This window comes from Bacillus weihaiensis (assembly GCF_001889165.1).
Taxonomy (GTDB): Bacteria; Bacillota; Bacilli; order Bacillales; family Bacillaceae; genus Metabacillus; species Metabacillus weihaiensis.
On record NZ_CP016020.1, the window covers coordinates 2,740,916 to 2,760,428 of the forward strand.

Genomic DNA, 19,513 nt, shown 5'->3' on the forward strand with positions numbered 1-19,513 from the left:
CTCTGAGATTAAAGTAAAGCTATAAACAATATAATCAATAAGAAAAGTGCACGACACGTGGAGCAAGACAAACAAATAATGTACTAAATTTTATACTCTCTATCCAAAGAAAAAACACGAAATCCGAGAAGGAATTCTCAGGTTTCGTGCGTTATTGACTGTCTATTCAAATTAAATCATGTGCTAGAGTTCTCTTACCTTGGTACTCATTATTTTTTATCTTTAACAATATCAATAATTTGCTCAAGCATTTTCACCATATCTTTTTGATTAAATGAAGGTGATTCTTCTTTAGGTTCCGGTAAACGCTCATGCTCTTCTTGATTCGATTCAAGTTTTACATTTTGCTCTTCCTCTTCTTTAACCAATTTATCCTCAAGTAAGTAAGCTGGGATAAGCTGACCATCTGGCGTTACATACTTCTTATTCATTCTCCTTGTTTCCTTATCAAACAAGCTATATACAACTGGAATCACAAATAATGTGAGAAGTGTGCTTGAAATCAAACCTCCAATAACGGTTAACCCCATCGGTTGGTTGATTTCTGTTCCTTCTCCTATCCCTAATGCTAAAGGAAGAAGACCTAATATTGTTGTAAGAGCGGTCATCAGTATTGGTCGGATCCTTACCTTTACCGCTTCAACAAGGGCATCATACGTTTTAAAGCCTTGTGCTTTCTTCTGGTTAATAAAGTCTACAATGACTATGGCATTGTTAACAACAATGCCAGCTAAAACGATAATTCCAATAACGACAGTTAAACTAATAGGCGTATTCGCTGCAACTAGGGCAATAGCCACCCCTATAATCATTAATGGAACTGTAAACATAATAACAAATGGATATTTAAACGATTCAAATTGTGCTGCCATCACGATATAAATAAAGATAACTGCCAGCACAAAAGCCAGGATCATATCATCTAATGATGATTCTAGTAATTCTCTATCTCCACTGAATGAAATTCCTGTTTCTTCAGGTAAGTCTAAGTCTTCTAACTCTTTATCAACTAAAGCAGACATATCACCTAGGTTTGTTGAATTGTTATATCGTAAATTATATTGCACGGCTAATTGCTTATCAATTCTCTGTATGGATACGGGACCTTCTCCAACCTCAATGGTTGCAACGTTGCCTAATTTCACAAAAGTGTTGTCAGGTTTCTTTATAAGAAGTTCTTTTAACGCTTCTACATCCTCTTTCACTTCAGCTTCATAGCGAACATTCACCATATAAATCTCACTATCTTTTGCATTGGTCATTTGAATAGCATCTGTTCCTCTTGTAACTTCGTTTACAACCATTCCAATTTGAACGGGTGTTAATCCATTATCTAGCGCTTTGTCACGATCTACTTGTATTTGAATTTCTTCAATCGTATCTGTTAGATCGTTACTCAGCTCTTCCACATCATCTAATTCGAGTAAAGCCTCATCAATTTTTTTGATAGATTCCTCAAGACGCTTTTCATTTGTATCACTTACATTAAAGGTTAATGTATTCGGTGTGGATCCTGTCGATGATTGTGTACTGAAAGATAATTCAGCCGATTTATTTAGTGAATTTGCTATTTGTTCTAACGATTTTTTATTTTCATCAATAAAATCGAATGTTGAAATCGTTCGATTATCAATCTCTTCCATCTTGACATAAATTTCGGCAATATTTGTACTTCCACTACCTCTAAAGGATTGCTCCTGCGTCGAGCCTATTAAAGAAACATAAAGCTCAACGTCATTCTCATCCTCCAATTCTTGCTCCAGTGCATCCACTACCTTACTTGTTTCCTCTAAGGATGTGCCATTCTCTAGCTCTACATCGATGGTGAAAAATCCTTCATCTGTGTTAGGTAAGAAAACAGATCCCACACGTGATAGACCGTATAAACTTCCCGCAAAAATAATCACAGTTAATACGAGAACGGCTGCACGATTTTTTAGTGCCCAGCGAATTGAACGGTCCAACGATTTCATAATAGACGAATCCCGTCTAATTTCCTCTAAGTTAGTACGTGGCTTTTTTAATAACTGACTTGCAAGCATAGGAACGATAGTCAAGGCAACAAATAACGATGCAAACAAACTAAATGCAATCGTTAAAGCGAATTCAGTGAATAAGTCACCTATGATTCCTGTAATAAAGACGACCGGTACAAACACAGCAACGGTTGTTAAAGTCGATGCTATGATGGCAGGACCCATTTCTTTTGCCCCTTCATAAGCTGCTTCTTTAGGATTTTTCCCCATCGATAGGTGACGATAAATATTTTCAATTACGACGATAGCATTATCTACTAACATTCCAATTCCTAGAGCGAGCCCTCCAAGAGTCATGATATTTAACGTAAATTTTGAAAAATACATTAATACAAAAGTAACAATAACCGAGTATGGAATGGCAATTCCAATAATAAAAGGACTTTTCACACTGCGTAGGAAGATAAATAAGATCAACATAGCAAGAAGTCCACCAAGTATTAATGTGTTAACCATATTTCCAATTGCCTGATCTACATATTCTCCTTGATCAAAAATAATATCTGACTCAATTGAATCGTATTTTTCTTCCGATAGGATATCAGCTAATTTCTCCTGAAAAGCATCGGAAACGGCAGCTGTGTTAGCATCTGATTGTTGTAAAACACTCACCAAAATAGATGGATCCTGATTAGCACGAGTATCAGTATTAGATTCCTTTTTCTTAATAGCTACTTCAGCCACATCTTCTACGGTTATAGAAGTACCACTTGTTGGATCTTTTTTAATCACGATCCCTTTTAAGATATCAAGCGAATCAATTGAGCTAATCACTCTAGTTGTTAATTGTTTTCCTTCTGATACAACCGGATCACCTGGAGTCGTTACAGAATTTGCCCTAATAGCATCGACAATCTCTGATTGACTTAACGCATTTTCTTCTAACTTATCTTGATTTAAAATAACACTCACTTCATCTTCTACTATCCCAGAAAGGTTCACACTGGCAACACCCTCTGTTTTCACTAACTCAAGTTCCAGATCGGTAGCAAGCTGCTGAAGCTGCTCAACATTTCCACTAGACGTTAAAGAAAGTTGGATAATTGGGAATTGAGAAGGATCAAATTTTAAAAACCTTGGATTTCCTGCATCATCAGGTAATGGAGCATCCTGCATTTTTGTTCTTATTTCATCTTGAACATCATTAATATCTGTTGCCCAAGAAAATTGCATGAGTACTAAACTAGCATTCTCCTGAGAGGTTGAAGTAATCTTGTCTATACCTTGTACAGTTGATAATGATTCTTCTAAAGGCTTCGACACCTTTTCAACTACTTCGTTTGGGCCTGCCCCCTCATAATTCGTTACGACAACACCAACAGGAGGATTTATTTCAGGAATTAATTTTAGTGGAATATTAAATACGGAAACAACACCTAGAATTAAGACTAAAAACATTGTCACAATTGTAAAAACAGGTCTTCTTATCGAAAACTTACTTATTCTCATCAAGTAACCCCTCTCATGTTTCTCACATCATTTTTTCTTCTTTTCGAGTTCAATATAATGCTTATATTTTCCAATATCAAGTTTTAACATGTTTCAAGAATACCATTCCTATTGATACACACTCTTTACTTGAAATATAAATCGATTGATCTACCTCAACATATACCCACATCTTATCCATTCAAGCATATCTATATGATGTTCAATGAGCAACTAAATTGCTTATTACATGGGTTTTTAAGACTAATTTAAAATCAAATCATGTATGATTCGAAAAGAATTGCACGATGTAGCAACCCAAGTAGACGACAAAAAAAGCAGTGAGTTCAAATCCACTGCTTTATGTATCCTTCTATCTTCGTTCTATGGCAAATAGCTCTTAATCCGACTCACTACTCACCGAAACAATAAATGTTGAGAATGGTGTCCCGCTTTCTTTAATAGCGCTTTCAATTCTGCCTTTTCTTCTGCGTTTAATCCTGAAAAAGCCCTCGCAATACGTATTGCGTGGATTGGATAAATTTCATGTAAATATGCATCCCCTTTTTCCGTTAACTTTGCATATATTGAACGTTTATCCTTAGGATCCTGTTCCCTATAAATGTACCCATTTTTCTCCAGCTTATCAATAACGTACGTCACATTTCCACTTACCAATAAAAGCCTCGACCCAAGTTGTTGTAGCTTTTGTGGACCCTTTGTAAATAATAATTCTAAAACTGCAAATTCTGTTGGATTAAAACCATGTTCCTTACTGTCACGAATTGAATGTTCAGATACGCTTTTGAAAGCCCTTGCAAAAACACGGAACAAATCAAGAGCATCTTGTAATTCTTCTTCAGTATAAGATCTCATCCCATCGCCCTCTTGTTTAAAAATTATTCGTACAAAATAATAAAATACGTAACTTATATTCAATTTTACTACTAATTTTATGAAATTTGAAGATATAAAAAAAACAAAAGGGATATAAATTTTATTATAGACCTGACTATAGTATACCAACATAAAGTAGAGTTTAAGCTATTTCAATTGACACTCTAACTAATTCATCCATAATTTTTCATCCCAAACCCTCTTCTACTCCTTTCAAAGGATAAGCAAGTTTCTATATTAATTCTAATAAGGCATATTTAATTCCGCTAATTATCTAGATATGTTAAAATAGTACGATAATATTTAGTTGGTTAGAAGCCGTAAATTGAGGAAACTTCTGTTTCTATTGTCCGTATCTTATTTGTCTATTTTTAAAAATCCAGCATTATATTTTTATGTTAAAGGAGTTCAAAAATGAAAAGCACTGGGACATTTTCGCTAGTAGTGATAGCTACCATTTTTTTAGCTGCTTGTGGTGTACAATCATCGAATGAACCTGAGCACCAATCAAGTAAAAACTTAACAAAAAATGAAGATCTCTCCTCAAATATTAATCCAGAAAAGCCTGAGAATAGCAATTCAACTGAACAAGAAGAATCTACTTCACCTACAACTACTGAAAAATCATCAGAGCTCACAAATAAGAACAGTAAAATGACTGAAAGTAAAAAGAATGAATATCTTAAGAAATTAACTGATACTAAAGAAATTACGGAAAAATTGGAAGCTTCCGACTCATCGACATACGCTCTGAAGGAAGTCGAAAACAAGAGATGGGAAATATGGGATGATTTATTGAATGAAATTTATGGTGTGTTAGAGGAACAACTCCAATCAGATCAAATGGACCAATTAAGACAAGAACAACGAAATTGGGTAACAGAAAGAGATAAAAACGCATTAGATGCATCCCTAAAATATAAAGGTGGTACACAGGAACACTTAGAATATGTGTCAGTTCTTGCAAACCAAACAGAAGAAAGATGTTATGAATTAGTCGAAATTTACATGAGCGAGTTACCGTAAGTAAGGCATTCATTTAAGCTCCGTTAACCCAGTTGTTCAACCCATTACACACATTCACTTTACGCGGACAGTCCGGGAGTCTTCGTATCTGCTTGCGTCATCTCCCTTTGACGCGCTACTAATGTAAGATTTTCATGGCTTCCACTACGATCAACAAAGAGCAAAAAATCAATGTTCATTCAGCATAACTTAATAAAACAATATAAAAAAAGACGCTATAAATCTAAAAAAGCGTCTTTTTTATACTTATTCTATGAATACACAAATCTCAGGTGAATTTAATTTCCACTTAAAACTTCCTTTCAGCTTTTCTTCAGAGCATCGAACTGTATGAGCTTAAGAGAGTGTTGTTTTTACAATGACGATGTACTTCGCTTTTTTTGTTGCGGCATATTGTGATAAAAATAATTATACTCATTCTTTAGCTCTGTCAAAGTCATTTTATTCATCACCTGTTTATTATATACGCCAATAGCCATCAATTTTTGAGAATAGTATTTTCTTTGCTCTTCAAGTGCATTTTGTAATAATTTGCTCACGGCACTCATCTCCATTTAAAAAATTTAACTACCTTAAATTTACATTAGAATTGTTATGTGACGATTAAGGCAATGTTAATTTTCTCTTTCAACTTATTAAAATTATATGAATTTGATTAATTATTTGTAATAGTGTCAATGCTAGTTTCAACATGAACAGGAGTTGAAATGATGCATATTAAATTAATTGCCTTTAAAGAAGATACCTATCATTCGGTCACATCAATCTATTACTTAAATCTCTCAGAACCAAAACATCAGCAGCTTCATATGGCCATTTTCACGAATGAAAACCTAGAAATCCTAACGTGTTATAATCCAACTACACATACGTATGAGGAAATCACGACAATGTTTCCAAAACAACATCTTACTCATCTTTCTGCTCAAATACGTTCTCAAATTGTAAGTCCTAAACTTTCAACTACCACTAGAAAAGTAAATCTACCCTCAGCATGATTACCCTTAAAACTAGACAGCTAATCCTCTTTTTTATAGATTCATTCGTTTCGCTATCAACATTTCTTTTTACTTGTTCTCATTTCTAGTGCAATAGTTGCTCGCTCCATTCTATTCAAACAAAAGCTAAACTTTAAGGCTTTTCTATAAAAAATTCCACATGCAAGATATTCCCCACTCCTTTACGGTTTTCTCTAATCAGGAAACGTAGCTCCCTTTTTTGACCAACCAGGATTTAAGGCTTGAATTTTTTAGAGATTTCCTAGTAAATAGCAAACAAAATTTACAAAATAATGGTCCCTTATCAAATTTAGTAAATGATTTTTCACACCTTCATTATACTTTTCTTATCACAAAACATCCTCCATGTCGTTACATAAGCTAACAAATGAATTTTATCACTAATTTTTTATGTTAGATTTTCTAACAAAAATGTATGCTTCTATGTGTGAATCGAGATATACTTGTAAAAAAGCTGCGGTTTTATGAGGTGATAATATGAGTCAACCTGACCTATCTTACAAAGACAAGAAGGTCATCTCAATTGGAACAGTGAGTGAATTAACAGGATTAACATTAAGGCAAATTCGTTATTATGAAGAAAGAAAACTAATTGCACCTTACCGAAACGAATCTGGCACGAGAAAATATTCTTTTACTGATATCGAGACTTTGATGGATATTGCTGATAAGCGTGAGGATGGTGTCCAAACAACAGAAATTTTAAAGGAATTGCGACTTAAAGAGAAAAAACGTGAAAGTGAAATGGATGTAAAGAAGAAAATGCTTCAAGGACAATTAAATGCTCAATTTAAACAAGGTCGAGGAAGATCCTAGGGGAGAATTATCTATCTCACATGATAAAATATGAGCTATAGTATCAATACTATGCAAAGACATACTTGGAAATCATATCTTATTGGGGATACTCCCTAATTCCCCCACCTAAACTCTTGTTACACACAAAATATAAGCATCATCACACCACCAAACTACTAAATATAGTATTTTTTTGAAAAAATATTGTAAAAAAGCAGCGTCAACTCTTTACATTACTGGAAAATTAACGATAATAGAATTAATAGGTTAATTTAATCTAGTAATAAGAGGTGTTCAATATGAATTCTATTGATGCTGTGATTGAAGAATACCGCAAGAAGATGTTTATTATCGCAAAGGAAGATGGAATGAATTCGCACCGAACATTAATGGCAAGTCAATATTTAGATCATTTATTAAACGTAAAAATGAATGAAGCTCAACTCCTTCCGTGTAAGGAAAAGTAAATGGTGAAGCTTCTTATACATTTACATCTTTTTTAACACACTTTATCATATCGTATGATGAATGAGACTACTCATAATTATTGTGAGGAAGTCTCTCTTTTTATGTTTTTCTAGATGAATGAATTGAGATACAGGAGGACTTGCAAATGGAAATTGTTTGGCTAAGTAAAGGAAAACCAAAAACACTCATTTATAAAGAGAAGGAATACCGTTCTGGCATTAGCAAGGCTCAAGTAAACACCTTGGACGTACATAAAACAATCATATCTGGGGATGATGTGGAGAACCATGAATATCATGGTGGAGTAGATCGAGTCATCTGTGTATACCCCTACGAACATTATCAATTCTGGGAAAAAACATACCAGACCTCTCTTCCCAAAGCTGCCTTTGGAGAAAATATGACGGTTAGCCGCATGACAGAAGAAATAGTATGTGTAGGGGATATGTATCAAATCGGAGAAACAATCCTGCAAGTATCGCAAGGTAGATTCCCTTGTTCGACTATCAACAAACATACTAACATCCCTACATTACTTGCTAGAATTGTAGAAAAAGGATATACCGGCTACTTTTTTCGAGTTGTTAAAGAAGGAAGAATTTCTGAAAATGACAGGATACATTTAATTGAAAAACATCCATTTCAACTATCAATCGCAAAGATTCATCATACCTATTTTCACGACAAGCAAAACCTTAAGCTGATGGAGAAAATGATTTTACTCGATGAACTTTCAAAAGAATGGAAGGATCGAGTAAAAAAACTTTATTCCCAGCAACAACAAATCAAGTAATAACATTCTATCCGCCATCCAGTCCCATTTAAAGTCGGTGGGATTTTTATTTCACAAATAATTATTTCAAAATTCTGTTGACTTCTTGTTTTACTGTGATATGATATGACTGATTACAGTAATATTTCCAATTTCTACTAGGGGGGTCCATTAGCTTGGACTGAGAGAGAAACGCGTTTGAAGTTTCTTGACCCTTTGAACCTGATCTGGATGATACCAGCGTAGGGAAGTAGCAACATTGTTCAAGGGTGCTCTTTTTCGTGAATCTCCCTTTACAATTTTGACCTACATCTTTCGGGTTCTGATTATTCAGAGCCCGTTTTTTTGTTTCCTATCGCTGTTTCAAAACGGATCATCATGATTTTCACTAATTATTTAGGAGGAAAAAGGATGAAGATTGAGATTAAACAGCCATTTCCAGGAAGTAAAAAAGTGTATGTGCAAGGTAGTCAGCCTGAGATTCAAGTCCCTGTAAGAGAAATATCACAAGATGTTACGAGGAATACATATGGTGAAGAAGAAAATCCACCTGTTCGAGTTTACGATACAAGTGGGCCTTACACAGATTTAACTGCTGAGATTGATATTCGAAAGGGTCTCCCTAGAGTTCGAGAAAACTGGATCGTTAATCGGGGAGATGTTGAGTATTACAAAGGTCGTATTGTTAAACCTGAGGATAATGGATACAAATCATTAAGTAAACAGAGCGAATCACAGTTAGAAACTTTCCCCTCCGAGCATATTACACCACTGAAAGCCAAAAGTGGTAAGAGGGTTACACAACTCCACTATGCGAGGAAAGGAATCATCACTCCTGAAATGGAGTTTGTTGCCATTAGAGAGCAAATGGAACCTGAAGTTGTTCGCAAAGAAGTGGCTTCAGGCCGTGCCATTATACCAGCAAATATTAATCATCCTGAAAGTGAACCAATGATTATCGGTAAACATTTTCATGTGAAAATTAATGCGAATATTGGAAATTCTGCTGTTTCTTCTTCAATTGAAGAGGAAGTTGAAAAAATGACGTGGGCTACTCGATGGGGTGCAGATAATATCATGGATCTTTCAACTGGAAAAGATATTCACACAACAAGAGAATGGATTATTCGTAATTCTCCTGTACCGGTTGGAACAGTGCCTATCTACCAAGCATTGGAAAAAGTAAATGGTGTTGCCGAGGATCTAACATGGGAGGTCTATCGTGATACCTTAATTGAGCAAGCGGAACAAGGAGTTGATTACTTTACCATTCACGCTGGAGTATTACTAAGATACATTCCTTTAACAGCAAAAAGAACAACAGGAATCGTATCACGAGGTGGCTCTATTATGGCCCAGTGGTGTCTGGCACACCATCAGGAAAGCTTCTTATATACACATTTCCATGAAATTTGCGAAATTCTATCACAATACGATATTTCAATTTCCCTTGGAGATGGACTTCGCCCTGGATCTATCGCAGATGCAAATGACGAAGCTCAATTTGCAGAGCTTGAAACACTTGGTGAATTGACTGAGATAGCTTGGCAATACGATGTTCAAGTAATGATTGAAGGACCTGGACATGTACCGATGCATCTCATAAAGGAAAATGTAGAGAAGCAGCAAGAGCTTTGTAAAGAAGCCCCGTTTTATACACTTGGACCTTTAACGACAGATATTGCTCCTGGTTACGATCATATTACTTCTGCCATTGGAGCTGCTATGATTGGATGGTTCGGCACGGCTATGCTTTGTTACGTAACTCCAAAAGAACATCTAGGTCTCCCTAATAAAGAGGATGTTCGTGAAGGTGTCATTGCCTATAAGATTGCAGCACATGCTGCTGATTTAGCGAAAGGTCACCCTGGTGCTCAACATCGTGATGATGCTCTGTCAAAAGCACGTTTTGAATTTCGTTGGTATGATCAATTTAATTTATCACTTGATCCAGAACGAGCAAGAGAATATCATGATGAAACCCTTCCTGCAGAAGGCGCAAAAACTGCCCACTTCTGTTCAATGTGCGGTCCAAAGTTTTGTTCCATGAGAATTTCACAAGACATCAGACAAATGGCTAACGAAGAAAATGAAACCGTGGAAGAATTTCTTGAAAAAGGAATGAACGAAAAATCAGTAGAATTTAAGAAGAATGGGTCTAAGATTTATAGTTAACAAGTTAACATAAAGCAGGAGGAACGAACACTTCCTTCTGCTTCTTCATTTTTTAGCTTTTGGGTATTATGTGATGATTACAACAAAGGTTAAGAAAAGATTCTTTCATAATAAGGATCATAACCCACAGCCTCGTATGTGATCCCTTTAAATTGATGATCATGCTTAGGACGTTCATTTGCAGCATATTGAACTCCACCATAAAGTAACTCTAGTGGTTCATCATAATTATAATAGGTCCTATCAGATATCTCATGATAATGTCCTCCATCTCCCAAAGGAATAGCCGGTCCTGTTACACTATAAAATCGATGATAATGTTTACCCTGATTGGATGTAATCCCCTGAAATGCATGAACATGCCCATCCAACCCATTCCCATTTACAGTCTTAGTGAATCCTTCAATATAATGATAATGTCCTTTTACAAGTGTTGTTCTTGCGAAAAAACGATGAGAATGATGAGGTTTCACCGTTCCAATAGGAATTAACATACTTTCACACTCCTCTTACCTCAGTTGCCTCTTCACTAGTTAGTGATGGTTTTTAGACTATTTTTCATGTTATATAGCTTATGTTCAAAGAACTATATGGTTCAATTCATCTGTTTTCTTACTCCACACCTCCACTACCACAAAATCTCAAAGTAGAACGTATTAGGAATAAAAAGAAAAAAATGACAAACTACTATATCATCTAGAAAACTTAGGAGGAACCTTACATAATGAAACGTTTAATATTGTTAAGTGGGCTCATATTCCTACTCTTTCATTCAACCGCTCTCGCTTCACCTCCAAAAAGTGAGATTGATCAAATTCTTACTGAAGTAGGCTGGTCAGAAGAAGACTTAGTTAATTATCTTGCTTATTATGAATTAAGTCTTGATGATTTTGACAGTAGTGAAGAGATAAGACAATTGATTGGTAGTCCAATATCTAACGAAAACGTAGCAGAGCTGCTAGTTGATTACGATCTTTCAAGACAGGAATTAGATCTCCTTCTATCAGAGTTTGGTGAAACAGTTGATGATTACACATTTATTGAAGATCTCGCTATTGCCCTCACCTTTTATCTCAACCATGAATCAGATATAAACGAATTTAGAGAGTTTTTTACCTTAACAGGTTTAACAGACAAAGAGTTAGAAACATTATTCAGTCATTTCATTAAGCTTAAAGACCGAGTAAAAGAAAATGAGATGGACGCACTAGGAAGAAGAATGGAAGCCTTCCAAAGTATCGAGGATATGACGACATTATCACATTCTCAAAAAGAGGAAGTACTCACTATTTTCTCAAATTTAATGACCGCTCTAGGGTTTACCTCTCACTACTATCTAAAAGATACAAATGGAATTGAAACCTCTGTTAACGTAAATGAATTGTTTCAAATGGACGAGTTATACGGAAATGTATTGGGTATAAACCTATACAACACAGAAGGAGAATATTTAGTGGACTTCGAATTGTCAGAGGAAATGGTTACATCTCAGTTCTTATTGGAATTCGGGCGAGAATTAACCGAGTTTGGCACATTAGCAGGCGCTTTATCAGCACAGTTTCATAGCAAACTGCCTGAAACAGCTTCTTCGTTGTGGATTAATCTACTAGCAGGAATCTTTATTATAGGTGTTGGAATCATTGGGTATTTTCTCACGACACAAGAAGCAAAGGAGAAATAAAATGAAAACACTCTCACTTCTCCTTATTATTCTAGGAGGCTTTCTTTGTGTACTTCAAATTAATTGGCTTAGTAAGGGCTATCAAGTATTTCAAAAGGAAAATGCACCGGCTTCCTCACAAGCAATTAGTCATGCATCTGAATATGTTTCTTCCCCTTCTAGCTTCGTAGAAGGAGATAAGATTGGAGTATTGCAGATACCAAAGCTAGAACGAACCGTACCAATTTACGAAGGAACGGATGAGGACACACTAAAAAAAGGGATCGGTCATGTTTCTTCTACCCCTTTACCAGGTGATGATAGCAACTCAGTCTTAGCTGGGCATCGTGATACATTTTTTCGGGAACTAGATCAATTGGTTGTTGGTGATAAACTCATCGTAAAAAGAGATAACACCTATCTATTATTTAAAATTAAAAAGCTACGGATTGTAGACAAGCAAGATCCCACTGTTATAGTGCCTAAACCTAGAAAAACATTAACTTTAACAACATGCTACCCCTTTACGTTCATTGGCCCAGCACCACTGCGTTACATTGTAGAGGCTGAACTGATTACAAAGCCAAAGATAGAACGAGAATGAACCGTTAATTTGATCAAGATAACCAATAAAAAAAGTCTGAAGATAATCACTTCAGACTTTTTTATTATTTTCCAAATGATGATAGAAACTTCACACGATCTCCCATTGGTGGAATGTTTTGATCAACCAACTGAATTTCTAGGATGGATGGTCCTTGTTCTTCACGTAACTCTTGAATGAGATCAGCTGTTAATTGCTCCATTGAATCAACAGACGCACTTTTTATTCCTAATGATTCAGCCATTGCTGCAATACTAACAGACTTCTGTTCAAATCGTGGATGGGATCGTTTATATTGTAAATTATGGCCATGATAGACCATTCCTAAGCGTGAATTGTTCAAAACAACAAAGAGAATTGGCAGGTTATACTCCTTAGCCGTTAACACTTCCATTCCATGCATAAAGAAGCAACCATCACCTGTAATACATACAACTTCACGGTTAGGTTCAGCTAGCTTACTTCCTATGGCTGTTCCGATTCCAGTTCCCATCGCACCAAAGTGTACATTTATATCAAAGGTTTGAGGGGCTTTAACTTCCATATAATGAATGACATACGACATAAATTCACCTATATCAATTGTATATCTAGTCATTGATGGCAAATTCTCTTGAATTTTAAGAAGGACGTTTTGTGTAGTAAATGTATCCTGACTTACGTCTTTTACTTTTTCTTTTGGAAAATAAAGATGTTTGTCCGTGACTTTTGAATTTAACTGATTCAAAATAGCGCGTAATGTAAGCTCTGCATCACCTAGAATCTCTACATCAACTTCATATTTTCGATTAAATACAGTTTGGTCAATATCCAGCTGGATTACATGTCGATCTTTTGCTAGATGCATATTCCAATTATTCGTTGCCGTCTCACCTAGACTTGAACCAATAATAAAGATCGTATCACCAAAGCCTTCGTTAATTAATTGCGAAGCAGTTTCATGCCCTGCAAATCCAAATACTCCTTTAAATAGCGGGTGATTGTCAGCAATTAATCCTTTTGCTTGTGGTGTTGTCACAATCGGCATATTGAGTAGTTCAGCGAGTTCAATGACTTCTTTAACTGCTCCCCTTGCACCTTGTCCAACAAATAGGATACCATCTTCCCTTTTGGTCAGAGCTTGAACAACAGCTTCCACTTGCTCCGGAATAGGAGATTGCTTCTCGTATACAGGAAAGCTCGGTATATCTTTCTCTTCTATTACACCTAATTGAACATCAATTGGAATGGCAATATGGACAGGACCTGGTACTCCAGATAAAGCGATTTTAACCGCTTCCACAACAGTTGCTAATAAGTCTTCGGCTTTATTTACCGTACCACTCCATTTGGTAACAGACTTAAATATCGGCTCAGCATATAATTCCTGTGATGCATTTAACCCATTCGTGTTCACTGGAACGGCCCCAGTGATAAACAAAACTGGTAAGTGTTCACGCATTGCATTTGCTGCTCCCGTTACTAAATTCGTTCCTCCTGGGCCACTACACCCTATACATACACTTAAAGAATTTGAATATTTAGCATAGGCACAAGCCATATAACCTGCTGCTCCTTCATGCTTGGTAACAATCGGAGTAATCTCAGGCATCTCGTAAAGCTCATCAAAAAAGGCATTTACAGAACCTGCTGGAATTCCAAAAACATGTTGTACTCCACCACTTTTTAAATAATCTAACACAGAACGAATCGCTTTCATTTTACGCCTCCTGTAAGATAGGTTTTAGTATGATATAAGATGTTTTTGATTATTGCTACTACTAGTAAATCCTAAAAGTGCCGAGTCTCTCCTTTGGGTACAAAGGTTCTTTCTCTCTATACGAGGAGGACCACTCTTTTATGTAAATTACGACTACCAACAAAGGATAAGTAAACACTACTTTCGCAGAATACTAGTTTTAGATTGGAATTTTATCACTCCATAGTAGATGCTTCTTCTAAATGAAGCGTGAAAGGTATGAGAGCCAACTAAGGAATACTCATCTGAACCAGTCTCACCCCCTTCCACCTAATGAGATTAAACCAATATTGTACGTGATTTATGATAGTATAAAGACTCTATTCACTACGTAAAAATTTTTTTTCTAGCTGTTTTATATCTAGCGGAGGAGAATAATAATAACCTTGTAAAAGAGTACAATTTCGAGATACTAAAAACTCAATTTGTTCCTTGGTTTCCACACCTTCTGCAATAACATCTAGCTGAAGGTTTTGAGCAAGTGTAATAATTGTGCTAGTAATGGCAGCATTTTTAGTATCTTGACAGACATTATGGATAAAGGAACGATCAATTTTTAATGTATGAATAGGAAAATGACTTAAATAACCTAAAGAAGAATAGCCTGTCCCAAAATCATCAATAGAAATTTTAACCCCTAGATCATGTAATTCTTCTAGTTTTCGGAGGGTTTCATCTGTATTTTGTACGATCAGATTTTCCGTTAACTCAATTCCCAGATAGCAAGGATCTAAATCTACATCCTCTAAAATATTTTTCACCATATTCACAAAGTTATCCTTCATAAACTGCTGGGCCGAAACATTGACTGACACTGTCATTCCCCTGTGTCCCTCTTGTTGCCATTGCTTCATCTGTTTACATGCTTGTTGTAAAACCCATTTTCCAATTGGTACGATTAAGCCATTTTCTTCTGCGATGGGGATAAATTCAGCTGGTGAAATCATTCCTAGAATTTTATGGTTCCAACGTAGTAAAGCCTCAACGCCTATCAAATGATTTGACTTGTAATCTATTTGAGGCTGATAATAGACCATCATTTCATTCAGCTCAAGTGCACGATAAAGAGCATTCTCAAGCCTTACATTATCTATTGTTCGTTTATCCATTGAAGCGGTATAAAATTGAAAATCGTTACCCGCAAGCTCTTTTGCTTTATACATTGCTGTATCTGCTTTTTTGATTAGTTCCTGTGAACTAAGACCATCCTGAGGAAACATACTAATCCCAATACTTGTTTTAACAAATATTTCTGTGCCATCTAATTCAAAAGGCTCTTCAAACGTTTTGATAAGTTTTTGGGAAAAGGAATACACTTCTTCTTCTCTTCGAATAAAAGGTAATAAAATGGTGAATTCGTCTCCACCCTGTCTCGAAACTGTACATCCTTTATGAACACAGTTTCGTAATCGTTCAGACACCTTTTGTAATAATAAATCACCAAGTGAATGCCCTAACGTGTCATTTATTGTTTTAAAACGATCCAAATCTAGAAAGATCAATGCAAGCTTTTGATGATGTAATTGGGCATATTCAAGACTTTGCTCTAATCGATCCTTTAATAAAGAGCGATTAGGCAATTTTGTTAATGAGTCATAATACGCATGATAATTGACCTTTTCCTCCATTTTTTTACGGTATGAAATGTCTTTACATGCCACAACATATCCAACCGTTTCAGATTGATCTTCAATCGCGGATACCGTATATTCAACTGGAATCTCATCTCCGTTTTTTTGGAGAAACACGTCATCCTCCTCAGACGTCATTTTTTCAAATAAGACACCCTTAGGTAGGATTTTTTTCTGTTTAAAAAATGAGAGATATGATTTGCCCAATAATTCCTTCTCTCTATACTTTAAAATGGATTCAGCAGCAGGGTTACAAAATGTAATTTTCCCTTTTATATCTAGGCCGACTATCCCATCTCCAACTGAATGAAGAATCAACTCATTTTCACGACTAAGCCTCTGCAATTCTCCAACTACTGTTTCAAGTTCAGCGTTTTTTTCTGTTAATTCTTCCGTACGTTTTTTTATAATCTGCTCCTGTTTTTCCATAAAAATCAAATGTGAGAGCACAGAAGCCGTCGCCTCAACAATAGATTGTGCAAGCTTGATCCCAGCTTCTGTATACCTAGGATTTTGATGATTCAATCCAACAATGGCTAATAGTCCTAACACCTCACCCATCGTAACAATTGGAAGCATCAAAATGCTTTGTATACCAAATTCTCGACAAGCTTCTTGATTAGGTCTTGAGTCCTTGGTAACATCCTCAACAAAGATCGATTTCTTTGTTTCAATGACTTCTTGAAAGAGAAGATCTGTCGTATAGTCAATTCTAATCGTCCTATGTGTTTCTTTCCATGCCTTTTCAGACCAATCACTTTGTTTACTTAAACTAGTCGCTTGGTAGTTTCCCTCTGTAATTGGATTTAGTAGATGCGCTCCAATATTTGAATTTCTCAATACCTTTCCAACATAGTAAAAACATTTATCAAGAGCTTCATTTAATGAAGAACATAACGAAAGCTCACTCGTAACGTCTAAAAGCAGCTGTTTCTCACTTATCAAATTTTCTTTATTTGTTATCTCATTAGCATTTCGAATCGCTACCGCGGCCATATTAACATAGGCCTCAACTGCTTCAATTTCGAATGGAGTTAAATTCATTTTCACCCCATTATTAAATAAGAATACTAACCCGTAAACCTCTTCCTCATAGAAAATTGGCAACGCTAATAGAGAGTTAATACCGAATGCTTTAATAGGTCTAGGATCCGGTCTGTTATCCTTTGTCGTGTCTGGGATATAGATCGTTTCCTTTCTGTCTAAGACCTGTTTAGCTAATTTGTCCGTTTTCGGATCAATGACTAATGTATTTAATGTAATTCCATTAAAATGATTCGGCTTTCCAATATACCCTCTATACGTATGATCTTCTTGAGGCAAATAAATCCCTACGGAATCACATTGAAATATTTCTTCAGAAATAGCTGTAACAACATACTCTAAAACATCATCTAATTCTAGTTTTGTGTTTATCAGCTTTGTAATCTGTGCAAGACGTGAATACCTAGTATGTTCTTCAATCATTCCGTACCCTCCAAAAACATCTGACATCAACATAAATCATCCGAATTCTATTCATCGGTTATGAAAATAGTAAAGATGAAATCTATCTTCATTGTCTTTCAAGAACTGACAAATAGATACATTTTCCCTTATTTTAAGATTATTATAATACAGATAAGAAAAAAAAGGTATAAGTACTATTTTTATAAAAAATACAGTACTTTATACCTTTTACTTAATAAGTTGTAAAATGGAGCATTTTTTGAATCAAATATAAAAGATATTTAAAGACAGGTAATTGATCCTGATACACCTCGTAATTCACTGTATACTCATTCTCTTCATTTAACCAGAGCTTGTTAAAGTAGCTGGAAACATCTTTCATGATGTCTTCTTCATCCGATGCCACTATTTTCACGTTTGTTTCTAAATTATAATTATCCAAGTTTCGTTCTGTAAAATTAGCCGAGCCACCTATAATGATATGAGGTTGACCTTTTTTATGAATGTACATCATTTTTGTATGAAATTGTTCTTTCCCTGTGTTATACCAGCGTATGGTAATATTTTCTTCGCCAAGCTGTGTTAATTCTGCAGCAACAGGTAAATTTGGGAGACCCATCTTCTCTGAACCAAATGCATTTTGATTCGGATCTAAAATTAACTGAACTTTCACATCACGATTGGCTGAAGCCTTTAATGCCTCCAATACTTCAGTATCCGCTAAGTAAAACATCGCTAACCAAATCGTATCTCCTTTTTTAGACGCATCGATTTCCTTGATAACATGATCTTGAATTTTTTGCTCCGTTAGCAATTGCAGGCCAATATCACCTTTCGTCACTTGTTGGTTTTTTGGTTTTTTTAGAGAAATGTTAGATGAAAAGTTTAGGACCGCTTGTTCCGTATTAATGAGATCCTCTACTATTTCGCCTTCAACCTTAAATCCTATATTTGAATGATAGCTACTAGCTGCATGGGCATTTGCAGATGTAATAATTGCAGCATTTTCCGTTGCAATCACCTTTCGATGGTTTGCTTTAATATTCATTAATTTCAAATATGATCGCAGTGTAACATTTGGAGCTTCCTCAGCCATTGGATTAGGGAGCCATCCTTCCCCTTCCTGGCCAAACCATTGGAATCCTGTTCTCCAAAGTCCTGAATACAGTGGGTTAGGATCTCGTAATCGATTTAAATTAGTATATACGACTGAGATTCCTACCTCCTCTAATGCTTGAAAATGATCAACCTCATGGGAACGATAGCTTGAATTGATCTCATCCGTAATGACTATTATATCTAGATATGGTTTCATCCTCTTTTGTTCAATTAATTTTTTTGTTAATGTCTTAGCTAGCGGCGGAAATTGTTGATTTTTATCTTGATAGTCGTTAAATAAGAACATATCCACTACAATGATTTCTTCCGCTTTCTCTATTAGTTGATAAATCTCTTGAAAAATCGATTGTTCATGCTTTGATTTTTTATCTTCTGTCATGTAGGTTAAATCATATATGAACTCTACATTCTCTACATAATAAACGTCACTTTCATATGAAACTCCTTCTGGTAAAGATTTTTTTGTATGAAATAAACTTACACTTGCAATTAAAATAATAATTCCTACTAAAAGTAATACCCGTTTCTTTTTCAAAAGTGATAATAACTTTCTCATATTTCCTCCAAATTAACTAGCCCTCTAAATATTACTGTGTCTAAGACTTTTAACACATTGAAACGAAAGAGAGCGATTTAGTAGAAGCTAAAGTGATGGAATATTGCATCACAAATCTGTAAGAAAAGAACCTTTTT

15 protein-coding genes and 1 riboswitch are annotated in these 19,513 nt (G+C 35.5%); of the genes, 8 read left to right on the forward strand and 7 right to left on the reverse strand.

Going from position 1 to position 19,513, the window contains the following annotated elements; translation table 11 throughout:
- Positions 1-209 precede the first annotated feature (209 nt).
- Positions 210-3,485, reverse strand: a complete 3,276-nt coding sequence (locus A9C19_RS13130) for an efflux RND transporter permease subunit (protein WP_072580369.1) — start codon at positions 3,483-3,485, stop codon at positions 210-212.
- A 396-nt stretch (positions 3,486-3,881) separates the two neighbouring features.
- Positions 3,882-4,340: a MarR family winged helix-turn-helix transcriptional regulator gene (locus tag A9C19_RS13135; protein WP_072580370.1), complete on the reverse strand. Its 459-nt coding sequence runs from the start codon at positions 4,338-4,340 to the stop codon at positions 3,882-3,884.
- A gap of 435 nt (positions 4,341-4,775) precedes the next feature.
- On the opposite strand from A9C19_RS13135, the gene A9C19_RS13140 reads away from it, so the two are divergent.
- Entirely contained in the window at positions 4,776-5,387 is a 612-nt protein-coding gene (locus A9C19_RS13140; RefSeq protein ID WP_072580371.1) for a lysozyme inhibitor LprI family protein, read from the forward strand.
- A 353-nt stretch (positions 5,388-5,740) separates the two neighbouring features.
- Here the strand turns inward: A9C19_RS13140 and A9C19_RS13145 are convergent, their stop codons facing one another.
- Positions 5,741-5,926 carry a stress protein gene (locus A9C19_RS13145; protein ID WP_072580372.1) on the reverse strand — a complete coding sequence of 62 codons (186 nt, stop codon included), beginning with the start codon at positions 5,924-5,926 and terminating at the stop codon, positions 5,741-5,743.
- Positions 5,927-6,097: 171 nt separating this feature from the next.
- Between A9C19_RS13145 and A9C19_RS13150 the strand changes: the two genes are divergently transcribed.
- The 5 genes from A9C19_RS13150 to thiC all read left to right on the forward strand — a co-directional run bounded on the left by A9C19_RS13150 (position 6,098) and on the right by thiC (position 10,619).
- Positions 6,098-6,385, forward strand: coding sequence for a hypothetical protein (locus tag A9C19_RS13150; RefSeq protein ID WP_072580373.1), 288 nt, complete (start codon positions 6,098-6,100; stop codon positions 6,383-6,385).
- A gap of 498 nt (positions 6,386-6,883) precedes the next feature.
- The gene (locus tag A9C19_RS13155; protein WP_072580374.1) at positions 6,884-7,222 is read left to right on the forward strand and encodes a MerR family transcriptional regulator; all 339 of its coding nucleotides are present in this window, start codon (positions 6,884-6,886) and stop codon (positions 7,220-7,222) included.
- Between the two features lie 281 nt (positions 7,223-7,503).
- Positions 7,504-7,671 (forward strand): aspartyl-phosphate phosphatase Spo0E family protein, encoded by a 168-nt coding sequence (locus tag A9C19_RS21175; protein ID WP_083584373.1) that lies wholly within the window; start codon positions 7,504-7,506, stop codon positions 7,669-7,671.
- Between the two features lie 146 nt (positions 7,672-7,817).
- Positions 7,818-8,465 carry an MOSC domain-containing protein gene (locus A9C19_RS13165; protein WP_072580375.1) on the forward strand — a complete coding sequence of 216 codons (648 nt, stop codon included), beginning with the start codon at positions 7,818-7,820 and terminating at the stop codon, positions 8,463-8,465.
- A 129-nt stretch (positions 8,466-8,594) separates the two neighbouring features.
- A riboswitch (TPP riboswitch) is annotated at positions 8,595-8,710 on the forward strand.
- A gap of 112 nt (positions 8,711-8,822) precedes the next feature.
- A complete protein-coding gene (gene thiC, locus A9C19_RS13170; protein ID WP_072581885.1) occupies positions 8,823-10,619 on the forward strand; it encodes a phosphomethylpyrimidine synthase ThiC in 1,797 nt (598 codons plus the stop codon).
- Positions 10,620-10,708: 89 nt separating this feature from the next.
- Here the strand turns inward: thiC and A9C19_RS13175 are convergent, their stop codons facing one another.
- Entirely contained in the window at positions 10,709-11,113 is a 405-nt protein-coding gene (locus A9C19_RS13175; RefSeq protein WP_072580376.1) for a YmaF family protein, read from the reverse strand.
- A gap of 230 nt (positions 11,114-11,343) precedes the next feature.
- Between A9C19_RS13175 and A9C19_RS13180 the strand changes: the two genes are divergently transcribed.
- Together A9C19_RS13180 and A9C19_RS13185 are read left to right on the forward strand one after the other, a co-directional pair.
- A complete protein-coding gene (locus A9C19_RS13180; RefSeq protein WP_072580377.1) occupies positions 11,344-12,300 on the forward strand; it encodes a processed acidic surface protein in 957 nt (318 codons plus the stop codon).
- A gap of 1 nt (position 12,301) precedes the next feature.
- Positions 12,302-12,883, forward strand: a complete 582-nt coding sequence (locus A9C19_RS13185; protein WP_072580378.1) for a class D sortase — start codon at positions 12,302-12,304, stop codon at positions 12,881-12,883.
- Positions 12,884-12,947: 64 nt separating this feature from the next.
- Here A9C19_RS13185 and A9C19_RS13190 read toward each other — a convergent pair whose 3' ends face one another.
- The 3 genes from A9C19_RS13190 to A9C19_RS13200 all read right to left on the reverse strand — a co-directional run bounded on the left by A9C19_RS13190 (position 12,948) and on the right by A9C19_RS13200 (position 19,376).
- A complete protein-coding gene (locus A9C19_RS13190) occupies positions 12,948-14,582 on the reverse strand; it encodes a thiamine pyrophosphate-binding protein (protein ID WP_072580379.1) in 1,635 nt (544 codons plus the stop codon).
- Positions 14,583-14,941: 359 nt separating this feature from the next.
- Positions 14,942-17,719: a bifunctional diguanylate cyclase/phosphodiesterase gene (locus tag A9C19_RS13195; protein WP_072580380.1), complete on the reverse strand. Its 2,778-nt coding sequence runs from the start codon at positions 17,717-17,719 to the stop codon at positions 14,942-14,944.
- A gap of 214 nt (positions 17,720-17,933) precedes the next feature.
- On the reverse strand, positions 17,934-19,376 hold the full coding sequence (locus tag A9C19_RS13200; protein ID WP_072580381.1) for a phospholipase D family protein: 1,443 nt from the start codon (positions 19,374-19,376) through the stop codon (positions 17,934-17,936).
- Positions 19,377-19,513: the final 137 nt, after the last annotated feature.